18 protein-coding genes are annotated in these 18,762 nt (G+C 38.5%); 13 read left to right on the top strand and 5 right to left on the bottom strand.

All coding sequences use genetic code 11. The features are described 5' to 3' along the window. Positions 1–56 precede the first annotated feature (56 nt). Entirely contained in the window at positions 57–629 is a 573-nt protein-coding gene (locus ACH11B_RS24475) for a Crp/Fnr family transcriptional regulator (protein ID WP_377610880.1), read from the bottom strand. Positions 630–1,032: 403 nt separating this feature from the next. On the opposite strand from ACH11B_RS24475, the gene tpx reads away from it, so the two are divergent. Then, the gene (gene tpx, locus ACH11B_RS24470; protein ID WP_130858429.1) at positions 1,033–1,530 is read left to right on the top strand and encodes a thiol peroxidase; all 498 of its coding nucleotides are present in this window, start codon (positions 1,033–1,035) and stop codon (positions 1,528–1,530) included. A 170-nt stretch (positions 1,531–1,700) separates the two neighbouring features. Here tpx and ACH11B_RS24465 read toward each other — a convergent pair whose 3' ends face one another. Next, the gene (locus ACH11B_RS24465; RefSeq protein WP_013663818.1) at positions 1,701–2,897 is read right to left on the bottom strand and encodes an IS4 family transposase; all 1,197 of its coding nucleotides are present in this window, start codon (positions 2,895–2,897) and stop codon (positions 1,701–1,703) included. Positions 2,898–3,017: 120 nt separating this feature from the next. Between ACH11B_RS24465 and xth the strand changes: the two genes are divergently transcribed. Both xth and ACH11B_RS24455 read left to right on the top strand, forming a co-directional pair. Next, complete coding sequence (xth, locus tag ACH11B_RS24460; protein WP_377610878.1) at positions 3,018–3,797, top strand: exodeoxyribonuclease III; 780 nt, start codon at positions 3,018–3,020, stop codon at positions 3,795–3,797. Positions 3,798–3,972: 175 nt separating this feature from the next. Beyond that, on the top strand, positions 3,973–4,401 hold the full coding sequence (locus tag ACH11B_RS24455) for a CBS domain-containing protein (protein WP_377610876.1): 429 nt from the start codon (positions 3,973–3,975) through the stop codon (positions 4,399–4,401). Between the two features lie 58 nt (positions 4,402–4,459). Here the strand turns inward: ACH11B_RS24455 and ACH11B_RS24450 are convergent, their stop codons facing one another. Then, positions 4,460–5,227, bottom strand: a complete 768-nt coding sequence (locus ACH11B_RS24450; RefSeq protein WP_377610875.1) for a methyltransferase domain-containing protein — start codon at positions 5,225–5,227, stop codon at positions 4,460–4,462. Positions 5,228–5,830: 603 nt separating this feature from the next. Between ACH11B_RS24450 and ACH11B_RS24445 the strand changes: the two genes are divergently transcribed. The 9 genes from ACH11B_RS24445 (at position 5,831) to ACH11B_RS24405 (ending at position 13,939) form a co-directional block, all read left to right on the top strand. Further along, complete coding sequence (locus ACH11B_RS24445) at positions 5,831–6,238, top strand: DUF983 domain-containing protein (RefSeq protein ID WP_013667745.1); 408 nt, start codon at positions 5,831–5,833, stop codon at positions 6,236–6,238. 60 nt (positions 6,239–6,298) lie between these two features. Beyond that, positions 6,299–7,156 carry a helix-turn-helix domain-containing protein gene (locus tag ACH11B_RS24440; RefSeq protein ID WP_377611589.1) on the top strand — a complete coding sequence of 286 codons (858 nt, stop codon included), beginning with the start codon at positions 6,299–6,301 and terminating at the stop codon, positions 7,154–7,156. Positions 7,157–7,433: 277 nt separating this feature from the next. Continuing rightward, complete coding sequence (locus tag ACH11B_RS24435; RefSeq protein WP_013667743.1) at positions 7,434–7,817, top strand: helix-turn-helix transcriptional regulator; 384 nt, start codon at positions 7,434–7,436, stop codon at positions 7,815–7,817. A 257-nt stretch (positions 7,818–8,074) separates the two neighbouring features. Next, positions 8,075–8,539 carry a 3-oxoacyl-ACP synthase gene (locus ACH11B_RS24430; protein ID WP_377610873.1) on the top strand — a complete coding sequence of 155 codons (465 nt, stop codon included), beginning with the start codon at positions 8,075–8,077 and terminating at the stop codon, positions 8,537–8,539. Between the two features lie 474 nt (positions 8,540–9,013). Continuing rightward, positions 9,014–9,367 (top strand): YciI family protein, encoded by a 354-nt coding sequence (locus ACH11B_RS24425; protein WP_377610871.1) that lies wholly within the window; start codon positions 9,014–9,016, stop codon positions 9,365–9,367. Between the two features lie 17 nt (positions 9,368–9,384). After that, positions 9,385–10,638: an RNA polymerase sigma factor gene (locus ACH11B_RS24420; protein ID WP_013667738.1), complete on the top strand. Its 1,254-nt coding sequence runs from the start codon at positions 9,385–9,387 to the stop codon at positions 10,636–10,638. A gap of 227 nt (positions 10,639–10,865) precedes the next feature. Next, positions 10,866–11,465, top strand: coding sequence for a hypothetical protein (locus ACH11B_RS24415; protein ID WP_013667737.1), 600 nt, complete (start codon positions 10,866–10,868; stop codon positions 11,463–11,465). Positions 11,466–12,004: 539 nt separating this feature from the next. Beyond that, positions 12,005–12,283, top strand: coding sequence for a hypothetical protein (locus tag ACH11B_RS24410; RefSeq protein ID WP_130858425.1), 279 nt, complete (start codon positions 12,005–12,007; stop codon positions 12,281–12,283). Positions 12,284–12,289: 6 nt separating this feature from the next. Beyond that, positions 12,290–13,939 (top strand): PepSY-associated TM helix domain-containing protein, encoded by a 1,650-nt coding sequence (locus tag ACH11B_RS24405; RefSeq protein ID WP_377610869.1) that lies wholly within the window; start codon positions 12,290–12,292, stop codon positions 13,937–13,939. An 86-nt stretch (positions 13,940–14,025) separates the two neighbouring features. Here the strand turns inward: ACH11B_RS24405 and ACH11B_RS24400 are convergent, their stop codons facing one another. Then, positions 14,026–14,430, bottom strand: coding sequence for a hypothetical protein (locus tag ACH11B_RS24400; protein ID WP_377610867.1), 405 nt, complete (start codon positions 14,428–14,430; stop codon positions 14,026–14,028). Positions 14,431–14,902: 472 nt separating this feature from the next. Here ACH11B_RS24400 and ACH11B_RS24395 point away from each other — a divergent pair, with 472 nt between their 5' ends. Beyond that, positions 14,903–17,059: a GH92 family glycosyl hydrolase gene (locus ACH11B_RS24395; RefSeq protein ID WP_377610865.1), complete on the top strand. Its 2,157-nt coding sequence runs from the start codon at positions 14,903–14,905 to the stop codon at positions 17,057–17,059. A 20-nt stretch (positions 17,060–17,079) separates the two neighbouring features. Here ACH11B_RS24395 and ACH11B_RS24390 read toward each other — a convergent pair whose 3' ends face one another. Next, a complete protein-coding gene (locus ACH11B_RS24390; RefSeq protein WP_130858422.1) occupies positions 17,080–18,666 on the bottom strand; it encodes a response regulator in 1,587 nt (528 codons plus the stop codon). Between the last annotated feature and the right edge of the window lie 96 nt (positions 18,667–18,762).

Below are 18,762 nucleotides of genomic sequence, written 5' to 3'. Positions count from 1 at the left end.
TTTCGGATCTTTCTGTTGATCGAAGTCAATAAACGATTGCTTATAGTGCGTAGTTTTCACATTATCCGCTTCCGAATCCTACTCAGGGCTTCCGGTGTAATGCCTAGGTAAGATGCAATGTGGTATTGAGGTATGCGTTGTATAACCTGCGGCTTCGCTTTAATAAGGTTTAGATAACGTTCTTCAGGCTTTTCAGCTAATAAAGACGCGTTTCTTGTTGTCAGTCTCAAAAATTGGGCTTCGGCAATTAGTCGACCCGCTCGTTCAAACACCGGATGCTTCTCATACATTAACTGTAAACCGTTGTAGTGTAATTGAAACAAAATACAGTCTTCAATTGCCTCGATACCATATAGAGCGGGTTTACGTGTCAGAAAACTTTCATAGTCGCCTGTGTACTCATTTTCGAAGAAGAAATTATAAACACATTTTTTATTATCCAGATGGTTATAAACCATTACTGCTCCTTTTTGAATAAAAGATACAATGTTGTTTGTTTTTCCTTCTTCACTGATTATGTCGCCCTTCTTGTAGTGTTTGACTTGTTGAAGGCTAACAAAACTATTCCAGGTTTCATCATCTAATTTAGGTATTAGTTTATGAAAAAATATTCTTAAGGTGTCATACATAGCTTTTTTATTTGCAACCGGCAAAATAATCATTGTGCCATAGAATGCATAAAGAAGTTTAAAAAAGGTCTCCCATAACAATTGTCATCATCATCTTCCTGCCGGGGTGAATGCTATTGGTGTTTGTGAGCAAGATTTTTGATTCGGCGCAATTGCCTTCAAACCAATAGTATATCGATTTATTTCACTTCGTACGAATGACTCATCGTACATTCTTTTGTAAAATAATAGCCATGTTAATAATAAAGCGATGAGGAATTCGAACAAATCCGCTAACTTGCTTGTATTTAATAATAGTATGATGAAATATTTAATGCTCTTTTGTTTTATTTTTACTTTATATGGGGAGAGCTATGCTCAGTCACCATCGACTATAAATCAACAATTAAATAAAATAACAAAAATGACATCTATTACATTAAAGGGCAATGCCGTACATACGGTTGGTACATTACCTTCCGTTGGGAGTGAAGCAAAAAACTTCAGGCTGACCGCTATTGACTTATCTGAAAAGACGCTGGACGACTTCAAAGGAAAATACGTAATCCTCAATATTTTTCCCAGCGTTAATACCGGTGTTTGTGCAGCGTCTGTACGTAAATTTAACGAAGACGCAGCTAATCTACCCAACACGACCGTGTTATGTATATCTAAAGATTTACCTTTTGCTCAAGCACAGTTTTGCGGGGCCGAGGGGATAAAAAATGTTGTTATGTTGTCCGATTTCCGTTCAAATTTCGGTGAGGAGTACGGTGTTGAAATTGCAGACAGCCAAATGAGAGGTTTACTAAGTCGCGCCGTAGTAGTAATTGATCCTCAGGGCAAAATCATTTATGAAGAACAGGTGCCCGAAATTGCTCAAGAACCAAATTATCAGGCCGCTTTGAAAGTTATCCAATAACATAGGATTTACTGGGTCCAATAAAAGTGAATTTAAAGTGAAAGCCGGTTACTTGTTAACCGGCTTATTACGTTAAAAATCACTAGTGTCCGGTTAAATTTGCAACATGCTTAAAAAGCCTGTTTGTTTTCTATTGAAGGCTGTTTTACTGTTTAAAGTCGATAGCAAGGTCATGTCTGAAAGATATTTAACTGATTTTGATCTCCTGATGTTAACTTATTCCAGTTCACGTTTGGATTATCCAGGAAGTTAAAGAGATTGATATAAGTTAAAGCATGGTTTCTGATAAATGACACCATGTTGGAAAAGGCCCATCTACGTTTTGTCCTTTCTTTAATTACCAGCAGGATGAGCTGGGCGATCAGGGATACCCATATCTGGATCTCAATAGCGTTCTGCGATTCCCCGAGAAAATATTTAAGGGGGAAGTTCTGTTTGAGCCTTTTGAACAGCGATTCTATCTGCCACCTCTGCCGGTAAATATCGGCGATAGCGGTGGCCTCCAGCTCAAAGTTGTTGGAGAGGAACTCATAGATGTTATCGTTTTTATGGTCGTAATAGAATACCCTTCGCAATAATAAAGGGCTGCCTTTTACCTCTATACTGATCACCTCATCCTCCATTACACGGTCTGCATCTTTTTGATTGATGGCAAACTGCTCTAAAGACTCATAAACTGCGTTTTCCTTCTGTCTGGTCACGAAGAACACGCCTTCCATATCCCAGCCGGCATACTGGGCATAATCAACATACCCTTTGTCGAATACCACAAAGGAACCTTTCTTAAGCTCCAGTTCCTTTAGGAATACATGGTCATGGGTGGCCGCCGATGAGAAACGTACCAGCGAAGGCACATCTTCCCGTGAGCTGATCATGGTATGCACCTTGATGCCCCCTTTCTTTTTCCCTTCTTTTGGGTTACGCCCGGCACCCTTGAGCACATCGCTGAAGAGGCTGATGGTGGTCGAGTCTACAATATACAGATCTTTCACCCGTAATCTACCATTCCGGCTGTCCGGTAAAAATGAACGGTAGCGTTTATATAGCTTTTGGTAGATCATGCCGAAAACATGGCTGCTGCGATTGCTGTTGGCCTCGGCGAAAGTGCTCCGCCGTGGAAAGTCCTTCAGTCCCAGATGGCCTATACGGCCCTGACAGGCCAGAAAAAGACCTGAAATCTCCCGCAATGAACTGCATCCACTTATTACTGTCATTAACATCGTTACCAGATGGTCATAGGTGTGAAACTTTTTATAGTACCTGTCGCTCCCTGCTTTTTTGGCTGTCCGGTTAATTTCTTCCCTGTCCAAAAATTTTATCAATTGACTCACTAGCGGCTGTCCGCTGAAATATTTACTTTTGTTCATACTTTTTTGTCGCAACTCAAAAGTATAAATCCCGGAGCAGTCTGATTAATTTCTACTGCTCCTTTTTATTTTTCCCCGGACAACAGTGGTTAAAAATAAAAGAGGCTTAAAAATACAAAGATGAAAATAGCTACATACAATGTAAATGGTGTTAATGGCCGATTGCCCGTATTGCTTCGTTGGTTGGAAGAGGCGAAGCCCGATGTCGTTTGCTTGCAGGAGTTAAAAGCCCCTCAGGAAAAATTTCCCGAACAGGCAATCCGAGAAGCTGGTTATAATGTTATATGGCATGGCCAGAAAAGCTGGAATGGCGTGGCCATCCTCGCTCGACATCTAGATATAAGAGAGTTTGGACGTGTACTTCCGGGAGATCCGGAGGATACACATAGCCGATATATCGAAGCAAGTATCAATAACATTCATATAGGATGTCTCTATTTGCCAAACGGTAATCCGGTTCCCGGACCTAAGTTTGACTATAAGCTCAAGTGGCTTCAGCGTTTAGCCAATCACGCACAGGAGTTATTGAATAAGAATATTCCTGTGATATTAACGGGCGACTATAATGTGATCCCCACCGAACTCGATGTATACAAACCGGAACGTTGGGTAGACGATGCATTATTTCGGCCGGAGGTGCGTATGGCTTTCTCCGATTTAATGACGCAAGGATGGACGGATGCAATTCGACAATTATATCCCAACGAGCGGATTTACACTTTTTGGGATTATTTCCGTAATGCATATGGCCGCGACGCCGGCTTACGTATTGATCACTTTTTGCTCAGCCCACAACTGGTTGAAAAACTGGTTGCAGCCGGAGTGGATCGTTATGTGCGTGGGTGGGAAAAAACAAGCGATCATGCCCCGGTTTGGATAGAATTGCGTGATCTACCGTAAGCAAATATGGAAATCGCTACGAATCGCCGACACAGGAGCTGTAGAATTAGTTGACTTTTTTCATTAAAAGTATTAATTTTAGGGTAATTATGCATGTTGCTATATTGCCTTAGCCGATCCTTTGCTTATCAAGCCCCATACTTTTTGTTTGCCAATTACAAAACTAAGTTACGTTATGAAAACAGTTAAGTATATTCTTGAAAATAAGGCTAAATCCATCGTGTCGGTATCTCCCAATGATTCCGTTTTGGAGGCTTTACGAATTATGATGGAAAAAAACATTAGCGCATTGTTGGTCGTTGATCAAGGTGTGTTACTCGGTATCTTTACGGAAAGGGATTACGCCCGAAAAATTATTCTCAAAGGCAGGGCCTCCGCAAATACTGCCATTCATGAGGTAATGACATCAAATCCACATACCGTTGGACCGAATCATTCCATTGATCATTGTATGCAGCTTATGACTGATCGGCACTTCAGGCACTTGCCGATAGTAGAAAACGGTAACTTGATAGGAATTATATCAATAGGCGATCTTGTTAAATATATTATTGAAGATCAGAAGCAAACTATCAGCCACTTGGAGAGTTACATTAATAGTTAAGAAAAGAGTTAGAATAAAAAAGCTAAGCAGGTCAACTAATGAAAACTCGCTAAATGACTCAAAAATCACCTTTAATCAGTATTCTTTTAAATGCATATAAGATAGGGGAGGCGGAAAATCTCTGCTGTACACGTCTTTGATACTCTTGGATAAATAAGGTTTTGATATCGTCCGTAAAACGTTCGAAATAAGGTATTAATGCAGATCCTGAGATGAATTCGAGGAGCTCATTGCTGTTGTGGACTATTAAAGGATAAACTTTCTGAATAATATTCATTTCTTTACAACCATTTTCGAATAAGATTTGGGCATATTCATCTATACTCAATATAGGAGAGATCTTTTTCCATCCCTTTAATGCGCTTGAAAACGGCTCTTCCTGAACCATATCCAATAACATTTGATTCAGCACATTCTCCTTTTGAGAAGGCATTTGAATAGCCAGCTGTCCATCGGATTTCAGAATAGAAATCATTTTCGGTATTAAACGGGCGTGATCGTCAATCCATTGGATTGCCGCGTTGGAAAACACTAGGTCCCATTGACTTGGTTCGTTTAGTTGTTCTTCGATTGTCTTTCGCTCAAAAGAAACACGTTCGTTTTGGTAGTGTTTAGATTCTTCCAGCATTTCTGACGATGAATCTATTCCTAATACGCTTTCAGCGTTTTGGAGTTCTTCAGAAAGCATTTTGGTTAATTCACCGGTGCCGCATCCTAAATCAAGAATGGTCATTCCCTGCTTTGAATTAATGAGTGCTAAAAGATCATAAAAAGGTGCATACCTTTCCTTTTTAAACCTGTTATAGAGAGCCGGATTCCATGCCATAGTTTTTGATTTTATTCATAAAGGTAAAATTTATCCAAATGAAATACGATAAAATGGAGACCAATTACAAGACGTCGTTCGAATGGAGGTTCAATCCGGCCAGTTTAATAAAAAGACAGTCGATATAATAAAAGCTTTTTCTTTGTTACAAAACATTATAAATTGTTTAAAATCAGGTATTTTGTGTTGTTTTATAAACTTTTAATATAGGTTGTATTCTAGTCTTTACAAAAAAAATGCCGGGAAGAGGAGATTCCCTAATGCGCGCTAAGCCATGTGTTCCCTAAATAGGTGATTATGCAGCTTCTAGCTTTATGTATTATTTTATTAATGTCAACTAATCTTTGCTAGTATTATGTATAAAAAGTTTATATAGATCATATTATTTATTTGATAACTAATGGTATATTTTTTATTTCTATTTATTTGGTATGCTCTGGTCTGCCTCATTTTGAGCCGTAACACCTATGGTTTCAAGAAATCATGCCATCGAATCGGTAAATTATACCATTAGCTCCGTAAATCACACCACCGGTTATAAAGTGCGTTGTTTAGTTTTGGCAAATAAAGGATAAAGATGTCCCTCAGGTTGTAAAAAGAAATATGGAAAATTCGAAAGAAATCAGTGAGTGGAGCGCTGCGCTAGAAGCGAAATGTCCACGTTGTCGTACAGGCGCCATGTTTACCGGGAAAGCTTACGGGCTTAAAATTCAAAAAATGAATGAAAACTGTCCACATTGCGGTTTGAAGTTTGAGCGCGAGCCCGGTTATTTTTATGTTGCTATGTTTGTGAGCTATGCCATGAACGTGGCCGAGTTAATCGCCGCCTGTGTAGGCACCTATTTACTAACTGGTAATTTGGAGTCACCCTGGCTGTATTTAGGTGCAGCACTTGCAGCAGCGCTTTTGCTTTCGCCATTAAATTATCGATATTCGCGTGTCATCTTGCTGTTCTGGTTAACCCCGGGACTACGTTATATACCCGATTTTGTTCAACAGCAGAAGAAATAATTTGTGGAAGTATTATTTATGCATTATGACTGACGAATAAGCGATACCTTTGTGAGGCATATGAAGGCTTTCCCTGTTTATGATATTATTGGTTTGGGGGTTACGCAGAATGATATTTTAGTTAAGCCGTTTGCTCCCTACATCCTGGAACATCAGAAGTTGTTGGTTCCCCATCGACACGCTTTCTTTCATGTAGGTTATTTTAGACAAGGACAAGGTATTCATACAATCGATTTTGAACAGTTTCAGGTAAAGCCTTTTCAGATTTATTTTATGGTGCCGGGTCAAGTGCATCACTGGAATTTTGAAGGCGAGATAGAAGGATATGTACTGAATTTTTCCACCTCCTTTTTCCAGTCGTTTTTAATGCGGTCGGATTACCTTAACGATTTTACTTTTTTTAATGGAATAGCTAAGGATTCGGTCTTGGATATTCCCTTATCGCTTCAAGGAAAGATTGAAAAGATTTTTGAAGAAATGATTAGTCTTCGGGAAACTATTAATCCAATGAATCTAGATGCTTTACGCGTGAAAGCATTAGAACTATTTCTATGTATTGGTGCCTCCCATATAGGGAAAAGCCATGGTAGTTCTTTGGTTAATCAAACAGTCATTCGGAATTTTCAGCGGTTAATAGATCAGAACTTTCAAACTTTGCGATTGCCGAAAGAATATGCGGCACTTTTATATGTAACGCCCAATTACCTAAATGCACTTTGTTCAGATATGTTGGGTATATCAGCGGGTGAATTAATTAGAAATCGTATTGTGTTGGAAGCAAAACGTTTACTTGTTAATTTGGAACTCCCGATTTCCGCTATTGCGTACGAATTAAATTTCAACGATCCTTCCTATTTCACCAAGTTCTTTAAAAAATATGTCGGATTAACGCCTGAGGAGTTTAGAAAGCAGTTTTGAAGAATAACCGGCTTTATTTTTTTTGCTGCCCAGCCGGTTTGCCATTGCTTTTCTACAGTAAGGTCTTTTGGGTTTATCAGTATTGCGTTTTGTTTATCGAAATTAAGTTATTGTTAATATATTTTTATCTTTTCTGTTTGTTTGTTGCCTTTATTTTATGATTTATTCTAAAATACAGGGTATTTCCTGTGTTTTTTGAAGGGTTTTCCTCTAGTTAATCACGGATTTGTCGCCTTTCTTTGTATAGAAATTGTTTTTACCGCTTAAAATTAAAAATATGGAAAAGCATTACGGTGAAATTATTGAAAGAACCATCCGTCGCAATGGCTATAGTATCAGCGAATTGTCGAGATTGATGAAAGTGAATAGAAGATCTATTTACAATTGGTTTAATCAGCCTAAATTTAAGCCTGAAATCATTTTTAAAATAGGCTGCGCTTTAAAACATGATTTTTCGAATGAATTTCCTGAGCTTTTTTCTGCTGAGGAGTTTCAGAAAGTTTTTAATGATAGCAAGATGTTCCATATGCGATTTTTAGATGAGGAGCGTGAAAAGATAAACTATTGGAAGGACAAGTACATCAGTTTATTGGAAGAATATAACCATATTCTTGCGGCAAACAATATCCAGACGAGGACGATCTCGATTTCCGCATTATAGCAGCGGTTTTTATCAGTTGATCCGAAAACGTAGGTGCTTCTAAAGTTCTGAACTAATGTTTTGTTGGCATGACCTGTACGGTTATAGGTGTTTTATTACATGGAATTCCAATGCGTTCGGCTGGAAGATTGACTTTAGAAATTATTAAAACGGTATGATGGCTCTCTATAACACGGCCGATATGGATAGCCTACCGCTTTACAATTATGTAATAGAGAAGGATCAGGAAGCAATTATTTTTTCGAAATTAGCTTCCTATGAATAAAGAATTGAATGAATTAAAAACTAAGCTGTACAAACGTTGCTATGAGATCGTGAACGAGCGTATTGATCATGCAGAGCAAGGGATTTGCTATGCAAAAGATGCCGCAACGGATGATACAAAAAGTAGCGCGGGAGATAAATACGAAACTACGCGCGAAATGATGCAACAAGAAATCAATAGAAATGAACGTCAATTGGCAGAAGCAAACCGTCTAAAATATCAACTTGAGGGTGTTTCTGTTGCGTTAGCGAGTGATATTGTTCAATTGGGAAGTCTGGTGCAAACCAATGATGGCTTATTTTTTTTGGCAATTGCCCTTGGGACAGTTGAACTTTCGCCCTATAGCTTTTTTGTTATCTCTCCTGTATCTCCTTTTGGACAGACGATGTTAGGAAAGCGTATTGGGGAGTGCCTTACATTCAATAAGAGGAGTTATCAAATCTTAGCTATCGTATAGAGCCGGGTTATGCGATATTTGTACACTTAGCATAAAGTGCCTGGCAAATTCCAAACGTTGGGCCTTTTCTTTTCAGAAATGCTTAACAGCAGCTTCTTAACCTTGGTTCATTTTTTTCCCTACAATTTTTTTTATCCCATGGGTCTATTTTTCGGCATTTTTACGACCCATGCCATCATTTCAAAAAACACACGGTTATCCGACCCGATAACCGCTGAACTCCTTGTTTATTGATGAATGCAACAATAAATAATCTTTTCTAAATTAGCTGGCTGTATATAGAGAATATAAAAAACTTCGTCTGTTGTCCAATTTTTAAAGTTCAAATGTCTTCTCGTTAAAGCAGATAAATAGAAATAATGAAGACATGGCTTAGCTCCTTTGATGTCCATTCAACAGTAGTTACGTAAACTTTATCTTTGAACCGATGAAGTCGAAAAAGAATTTTTTATTGTAAATCAAAAAACGAAAGTAATGAATGAGTTTTTATTAATATTCCGTAGATCCTTTACTGGCGAAGAGGCACCATCGCCCGAACAATTGCAGGCTAGTATAAAACCTTGGCAGGATTGGCTGGGAAATATCGCCGCACAAAATAAACTCGCTAGACCATTGCAACGTTGGGATGCCAAAGGAAAGGTGGTTACGAGTAGCAAAACCGTGATTAACGGACCTTATGCCGAAATCAAGGAATCCATTGGTGGCTTAATCATTATAAAAGCGTATGATTATGACGAAGCTACTGAGATCGCAAAAGATTGCCCCATCTTACAGATGGGGGGAAATGTAGAAATAAGGCTAGCTGTGCCGGCCGATTATCATGAATAAAGCTGCTTGACCGGACAATGCACAACAGCGAGCTTTTGCCACATTTATTTCGTACAGAGTACCGTAAGCTGGTTTCGGTACTCTGTTATCTGTTTGGTATAGAACATATAGAAATAGCGGAGGATATCGTAAGTGATACATTTCTTTCTGCCAGTGAATCATGGAGTATAAAAGGAATTCCCGATAATCCCACCGCATGGCTATACACGGTTGCTAAAAATAAAACAAAAAATCACCTAAAACGGAGTAACTTATTTGAGCAGAAATTATCACCTGATTTAAAGCACATTACCGATAAAGTTGAAGAACTGGAAATTGATTTATCAGAAAAAAACATTAGTGATAGCCAGCTGGCAATGATCTTTGCGGTCTGCAATCCTTGTATTTCAAGCGAGGCGCAAATTTCTTTAGCCCTCAATCTGTTATGTGGCTTTAGTGCACAAGAAATTGCAAACGCTTTTTTAACAAACAAAGAGGTAATCTATAAAAGAATTCAGCGAGCCAAAGAAAAGTTAAAAGATGAAAATATTAAGATTGAGCAACCTAAAATAACTGAAATTAATGCTCGATTGGATACCGTTTTAACGGCATTATACCTGTTGTTTTCAGAGGGTTATTATTCTATCTCTCATCACACCGTCTTGCGTCGGGATCTCTGTGCTGAGGCTATGCGTTTAACCTATTTGTTGATGGAGAACCATCACACAGACAAACCCGCAGTAAGTGCTTTGTTATCACTTATGTGTTTCCACTCATCGAGATTTGACGCTCGTATTCGTCAAAACGGAATGATGATTTTGTATGACGATCAAGATGAGCAACTCTGGAACAAAGAGCTGATCGAAAAGGGGATTTATTATCTGAACCGAGCCTCCCAAGGTAGTCAACTAACCAAATATCACTTAGAAGCAGGTATTGCCTATTGGCACACGCATAAAGAAGATACAAAAGAAAAATGGGAGAATATTTTACAGTTATATAATCATTTACTCATTTTGGAATATTCACCCATAGCAGCCTTAAACCGAACCTATGCATTGGCTAAAAGTAATGGAAAGGAAGAAGCTATTAAGGAGGCAGAAAAATTAAACCTTGCAGATAATCCTTTTTACTATTCATTACTGGGAAATCTGTATACGGGATTGGATAATCAAAAAGCAGTAGCTTATTATCGAACCGCGTTAGTCTACACGCAATCAGATGCTGACCAAAGCATTCTCAAAAAATATATTGAGCAATTGTTACACAAAGTAGACCCTCTCACTAAGTAGCAATCTTTCTGTTTGTCAATCAAATTGTTCAATAGCGAACAATCCATCGTTCATTTTCGAACAGTGTAACCTAATATTTTATAATTTATTTAATTGATAATCAGTTGTTTATTGTTTTGGAACGATAATGTGAATTATTGGCATAAATGGTCATTGGGGCTAAAACATGGTTGATGATTTCGATCGTTCCAATGTGGAAAATAAGATTAACAATAAATAAAGAAAGTATGAAAACGTTAGTATTAAGTAGTCTAATAGCAATTGCAAGCGCTGGTAACGCACTTGCTAATCAAACGACAAGTGGCGCTCACGAGAATTTCAGAAGTGGGCCGGAATTAGTGATACCAGCCAAAATGATAGACGATCTGAAAAGTCAAATTGAATTTCATCAGCGAAACATTGATATTCTTTGGAACCAGTACGACCTCATGGTTGCCCGTATTCAAGGCAGTAAAGGAAACCGAATGGAACTCCAAAGTGATAAAGCCTATTTTATCAATGTGCATGAGCAAAATATCGGAAAGGGAATCGCAGTAGAAGAAAGTAAAAAGGCGATTGAAGAAATTGAAAAAAAATTTCAAAAGGAACTTGCTAAACGAGAAGCTTATGAAGCAAAAGAGATCGCTCGCATGCAACGTTCATTAAAGGAAGCGCTCACATTGGAACAAAGAAAAGTAGCGAGGCTGCGGAAGAAGAATGCCGACATAGCGAATCAAGAAGCGTTATCAAAATTACAAGAGTTGGATCGCTACTTTTCGCAATCAATTCAACGTATAGCCGATCTTCAGCAAAATCCCTACAAAATAAGTATAGCGGCTGACAAGTAATTTCCCTGTCGGAGGAGTCGTTGAATAATGTTGGCAAAGAAAGTTGCCCTAAAGTAATATGAAGCAATCTGTTAGTCAAGTTACAGGTTGCTTTTTTTGCTTGGAAGGAAAATACTTATTTAAAGCTTGCTAAAGACACTTTTTTGTTTACCTTTGTATTGTTTGTAATCAATCTAATTAATAATAGTAAAAAATCAGGCGATTATGTACAGTACAGTTTTTATTTTACTTCTTATTGCCTTCTACCTTTTATATAATCTTTCTCAACGGGTTCCGAGTAAGAATAAACCGGCCCGGGCAATATACTTCAGAGAACGAATTATTTTAACACGAATGCTTAGCTTAATTTTGATCCTGGTGACATCGGTTTTGTTGATTAACCGATTAGGAATAGGGGCTGGTATTTTCTGTGCAATGCTGCTATTGATGGTGTGCGCCAGTTTTGTTGTGGTGTTGTCACCGTTACGTTATATTCGATGGCACCATTTACTTGCCATTTATTTTTTTTCCATTGTTCTTGAAACCTTTATCTTTTAGTCATGCCAGCTAATAAAAAATATTTAACTTCTTCACCGTGGCAAAGATGGATGAAAATCAGTGCGGGTTTTTTCGGTGGATACGGTGTTATGATCTCGTTCTTCTTAATGCTCGCTTGTTTTCTCGAAAAAAAGAATGTTATTGTAACCGGCGCCGTAGTAGGCTATGTGCTTTGGGCCTTACTATTGCTTTTCGCTTTCCTCTCGAGGTCGTGGTGGAAGCCGTGGATCATCTATTTAGCGTTAACCATCGTCTTTTTATTACCCTACCTACTAAAATAGCACGTTATGAATAACCGAAACTACAATATTTATTTCCATACCCACACGATAAGCGGCATTATCATAGCATCGCTATTATATGTTATTTTTTTCGCCGGTTCATTTTCTTTTTTTAAAGACGAGATCAGCGCTTGGCAAAGCGGCAAATCAGTAAATGAAAAACTATCTCACGGATTACCCTATCAACTACTCTTGGATTCCCTTGATTCAAAATACAATCTTGCAGGTAGGGATGTTAACTTTTACCTTTACCCCAACACGAGTCATTGCTATATAAATATAGCGCCTTCTAAGGACACGCTCCATAATCCTAAAGCAAAAGAGCGGGCTTATATAGGGTATGATTTTGCTGAGCGTAAGGAAAAAAGTTATGAAGAATCGTATGATATGGGCGAGTTTCTCTATCGTTTGCATTTTTTGGCCCAACTCAATCAGGCGATCCCCCTACGAATAGGATACCCCATTGGCTATCTGATTGCAGGTCTGGTGGCCTTTCTCTTCCTGTTTGCGTTAATTACGGGCTTATTGCTACACTGGGACAAGTTGGTTTCCAATTTTTATCTATTCAGACCCTGGTCTAAATGGAAGACCCTGTGGACAGATCTACACACAGTTTTGGGCGTAATCGGTTTTCCATTTCAATTCGTTTTTGCCCTTACCGGTATTATCTTAATCATTAATACCGTTTTTTTGGCACCCTTTAGCCAACTACTCTATAAAGGCGATATGGAAAAAGTATTTCAAGATTTGGAATATGCGACAGCTGCTGAAGCTACTTTCATCGGCAAGCCGTTAACGTCAACGCCCAATATTCAAGAATATATGGATCAAACACAGAAAAGATGGCCAGGTGCTTTCTTCAATCGTGTAGCTATTAAGAACTATGGCGATGAAAGTATGTTACTGTCGATCGAGTCAGAGGCAGATCGTAAACAAAGCTTTGCAGGAACCGGACAAATTACTTATGAATTGAAGACGGGAAAGGTCTTGACCCATCGTTCACCCTACGATACGCCAACCTACATTGCATCGGTTAAAAGCTTTATATATCGATTGCACTTTGGTGACTATGGGGGGTATTTTGTAAAACTTGTTAATTTTATTTTGGGAATAGCGGGTTGTGTGGTTATTATATCCGGTATCTTGATCTGGCTGGTTGCGCGCGACAAAAGCAGTGTCGCTTCTTATAAGAGAAAATTTAATTTTTGGTTGTCTAACGTTTTTTTAGCCATCTGTCTAACGATGTTCCCTGTAACTGCTTTTTCATTTGTCCTAATCAAGTTCATTGGTAACGTAAATCAAACCTTAATCTACCAAATTTACTTTTGCAGTTGGCTGGTAATTAGCCTATATTATATTCTTAGGAGAAATCTCAGGCGTACTAATGCAGAGACTTTACTTTTAGGCGGTATATTAGCTTTGCTGGTTCCTGTTGTTAACGGCGTTTTTTCCGGTAATTGGCTATGGAATACCTGGGCTCGACATGCAACGGATATTCTGCTAATTGATCTACTTTGGATATCATTAGGATTGGTGGCGCTTATAGCTTTTGCAAGAATCAAAAAATATCAGGCCTTAAAAGCGCCGGTTGAGAGAATCAATCAAGTTCCTGTCCCTGATGATCAACAGGCTTATACCGGAGATTTAACATATTGATAAAAGGCCACTGTAATTTTGCAATAGCCTTTTCTGTATTATGATGTGCACATGAATGATAAAGGGTGAGAATCTTGGTTTGTTCCTTACAGTTGCTTTAGACTCATGTAGGCACTTGTAGGCGCATCCTTGCCTTTTATAGCCAAAATTTCGTTATATTCCTCTAACAAGGATATATATTTATCCTTCCAATAATTTATTTTTTCCAATTCACTCGCTAAAAAATCGTCACTGAAAGATCTGCTTTTGCTAAATGCCTGCTGGAAATCCGCAGGTGAGAATAACTCGGGAAATTCGTCCGAAAAATCGTGTTTCAAAGCACAACCGATCTTAAAAATAATTTCAGATTTAAACTTAGCTTGATTAAACCAATTGTAAATAGATCGCCTATTTACTTTCATCAATCGCGACAGTTCGCTAATGCTGTAACCATTACGTCTGATAGTGCGTTCGATGATCTCGCCATAGTGTTTGTCAATATTATTTCTCATTTGGTTGATAATTTTGTTAACACAAAGAACCGGGTAAAAAAGTGTAAAAACTAGAGGAAAAAGGAGAGAAATAAACGGGGTATTTCCTGTTTTTTTACCACATATTACCATAATATATGAAATAACTGTGCCTCCTCGCGGCATTTTACGCATGATCATAGGTTGCTACTGCTAATTTGAACCTACGAGCTGGATTAATCGGAGAACATGATCTTGAAATGTTAAAGATTGTTAAGGTTTTGCAAAAAAGCCAACGATGGCGTAGATTTGTGATATCATAATTTAGGTTTATAATTGGTTAATAAAGCCTTCAATCTCCCCGGTTGAAGGCTTTTCTTTTGACAAGTCTTCATAAACGTCCTTTTCAAATGTAAGCTCTTGAGTTTGCTAAATCGATTTTGTAACATTTCTGGTGCATTGTAAGTATAAGAACCTGAATGTATATATTTGAAAAGCCAAGCATAAATATAAGATGAATAGTCAAGCAAAAAAAACCTTAATCTTTACAATGATTCTATCGTTTATCGCTCTTTTCGGTAGGGGGCAAACCAAACAGAATTATATACAGTATGTAAATCCTTTCATCGGTACTGCGCCACTTACGGATCCAAAAATTCTTGGTTATGAGCTTCCTACAGGTTGGAGGTCATGGGCAGGTCTTACATTTCCGGGAGCTTCTTTGCCTAATGCTATGGTTCAATTGAGTCCGATTACGGAATATGGTTCAGGCGCCGGCTACGAATATGAAGATACAGTAATTTATGGTTTTACTCATACAAATAAAGGGCATTGGAATCTTTGTAATATTCCCATACTTCCCATATCTAATCCCGATGATTCTTTCGGTTCGAAGTTCACACATAAACGCGAGCAAGCCGCACCTGGATTTTATCAAGTATTTTTAGATGATTATCAGGTTGATGTTAAATTGACCACAACGCTTCGCTGTGGGTACCATTCATATGATTATAAAAATACCATGAACCGACAGATACTCTTCGATCTTGCCAAGGCAAATAACCGAGTGTCGGCGTGGCAAATTGATCAAATAGATAGTAGAACGCTACAAGGATATCAACAAACAGGTGAGCGCATATATTTTTATGCCGTTTTGAATACGGATATAAAAAAGCTCCAGAAGAATCAAACAGAAAAGTCAAAGGGCTTTGCTCTTGTTCATTTAACAAATGAAAGTAAAGCACCTGTTGAACTTAAAATAGGTTTGTCATTTGTTAGCATGGAAAACGCTAAACAAAACCTTTTACAGGAAATAGGTAATAAAAGCTTTGTTGAAATTCAAGAGGAGGCTAGCCGTCAATGGAACGAAATATTATCTTCTATAGAAGTAACAGGGGGAACAAAAAAACAAAAAGAAATGTTTTACTCATCCCTATACCGGTCTTTGTTATGGCCTGCTTTACGTAGCGACGTGAATGGAGAATTTACCGACGCAAAAGGAAACGTGGATAAAGCAGATTTCAACTATTATACTGAACCTTCCCTTTGGGACACTTACCGGAATAAGGACGTACTCCTCGGGTTACTTGCTCCGCAGGTCGCATTGGATGTCATTAAATCAATGAAAGACGTGGGAGATAAAACAGGGTTTATTCCAACTTTCTTTCATGGTGATCATGGAGCTTCTTCTATAGTTGGCGCTTATTTACGTGGCATCAATGATTTTGATGTTCAAGGAACTTACAAACTATTATTACGGAATGCAAATGCGTCAAATGGTGCCCGCCCTTATGTAGATGAGTATATACAGAAAGGTTATATATCGGATCCTGACATCGCAAACCCGCATGTTGAAACAAAAGGGAAAGCGGGTGTTTCAAAAACACTCGAGTACGCTTATGATGATTATTCGCTTGCGCAAATGGCAAAAAAACTGGGCGATGAAGTCAATTATAAGCGTTTGATAGCCCGTTCAAAGAACTACAGAAACGTATTTGATCCAACGACAAAGCTTATGCGGGGCAGATTAGACAATGGAGACTGGATAACCCCTTTCAATCCGCAATACCCTTATTATGAATACATGTATAGAGAAGCCAATGCTTGGCAAGTGTCTTTTTTTGCACCGCATGATATGGAAGGACTGATTGAATTATACGGTGGAAAGAAAGCGTTCGAGTCAAAACTAGATTCGTTATTTACCATCCCATGGAATCCAACTTATATAGCAAGAAACGTTGAAACAATGATCGGACAGTATTGCCATGGAAACCAGCCTGACCATGAAGCACCTTTCGCTTATTATTTTATAGAGAAGCCCGAAAAATCGCAACGCATTATCGATTATATCTTAAATAATCTCTATGGTATTGGTGATGAGGGGCTAGCCCTTTGTGGAATGGATGATGCAGGTGAAATGTCCTCATGGTATGTACTGAGTGCATTGGGTCTATACACATATTCTGCAACGGATCCGACTTACCTTGTGACCGTGCCACTTTTCGATAAAGTGAAATGGCATCGAATGGGTGGTAAAGAACTTACTATAATAAAAGCTGGAGAAGGAAGGGCGCTGAAAAACATTATAGTCAATGATAAACCAAATAAAGGTTATTTTGTATCGCACGATTTGTTTCTTAAGGGGGGTGAAATAAGAGTTGAAACTAAATAATGAGGGAAGCTTTGTATTTGCTAATACGTATCGATAGTTTTCGGAAGCGAAATTTTTATTGCAGTACCTATACCAATTTGGGAACTGCAATGTATATTTCCCCTTAACATTTTTACTCTGTGCTTTATGGTGAGTAAGCCGGTAGCATTGTTGTCTTCTTTTTGAATATCAAAACCGATACCATTGTCCGAAACCGTTGCATTGATAAAACCTTCATTTGAATCATAGATTTTAATAGAGGCTTCGGTAGCTTGCGAATGCTTAACGATGTTCAAGGCGAGTTCTTGAACAATACGATAAACGGCTAGCTGAATCTCTTGGTCAGCCGGAGGGACTATGGGTTCGATTTCTGCAACGAAATTGCAGGGGCCGGTAAGTTGACTACAGATATTTTCAATAGCAGCCTCTAATCCGAAATCTTCTAAAATGCTGGGCATAAGCTCATGAGAAATTCGTCGGCTTTCTCGAATACAATTGGCAAGAAGTAATTCCGCATTTTTTAATTTTTTTCGGTTCTCCTCAGTCGAAAAAAGGGAATCGCTTAAATCAATCGTATCTAAATTCAGCTTAATGCTAAATAGCATCTGTCCGAGTCCATTATGTAGATTCTCCGAAATCCGCCTTCTTTCTTCTTCTTGGGTCCGAAGTGTTACGCGAAAAATTTCTCTTTGTTGTCGCGCTTCCATCTCTAACTGTTTTGCCTTCATTTGCTCATTCTTTATCTGTAACTGCTTTTCTGCTGTCATATCGTCCGCTATTACGATCAACAAATCATGAAGCTTATTCGCTTTAAATCGCAAGCAGCGATTTTTTCCATTTGTTTCGTACCATCGTTCAAAACTAGTTGATTGCCCCGTATAAACAACTTCTTTAAACAGGTCCAATACATCGAGCTTCGAAGCAGTAGGAAATAATTCGCGGTAACGTTTTCCAATAATATCGTGCTTTGGTCGATTAAGTGATTGGCACATTAAATCGTTCAATAAGAACATTTCAAAATCATCGATGGAATTATCTGCAGCATAGCATGTTTTATATACAGCAATCGAGCTTGGCACGCCGTTAAAAACAGACTGTAGAAGCTCTTCACTGCTCTTAATAGCCTGATAGGCTTGGTTTCTCGTTCTCTTAAGCGTGATATGCGCTTTAATTCGTGCCAATAATTCGGGCGGAGTGAAAGGTTTTACTAAATAATCGTCAGCACCGGCGTCGAAACTATCAATTTTTGACGCTTCGCTCGCTCTTATGGAAAGTAGAATGAGTGGGATATCATGTGTTCTCGGATCTTGACGTAACGCCTGCAATAGCTGTATTCCGTCCATCCCAGGCATTATAATATCGCTTAATATTAGGTCGGGTCGTGTTGTTTTTGCTAGCTCAAGAGCCATAATGCCATTCTGAACTACGGTTACTCGATATTGTGTCTTAAGTAAACAACTAACATATTCCCGCATATTGGCATCATCATCTGCGAATAAAACGTGAGGGAGTGTCTCGAGGGAAGCTGAGGTGTTGATTCCGTCACTCGCATTGATCCTTTGCGGTGCTTCCATTCTATTGCCGTCCGTTTGCTTTTTGTTGGCAGCAAGGAACCATTTTTTAGCCATGGTAAAATATCTTTGTTTTTACCATAACAATTCTGGCATTTGAAGGTTCGCGAGTTTTTCAGGAAGCGGCGAATAATCGTTAGGAAGTGGGCAGAT

The organism is Olivibacter sp. EAT-5 (assembly GCF_044784325.1).
Lineage (GTDB): Bacteria > Bacteroidota > Bacteroidia > Sphingobacteriales > Sphingobacteriaceae > Olivibacter > Olivibacter oleidegradans.
This window is presented reverse-complemented; position numbering and strand designations above follow the sequence as displayed.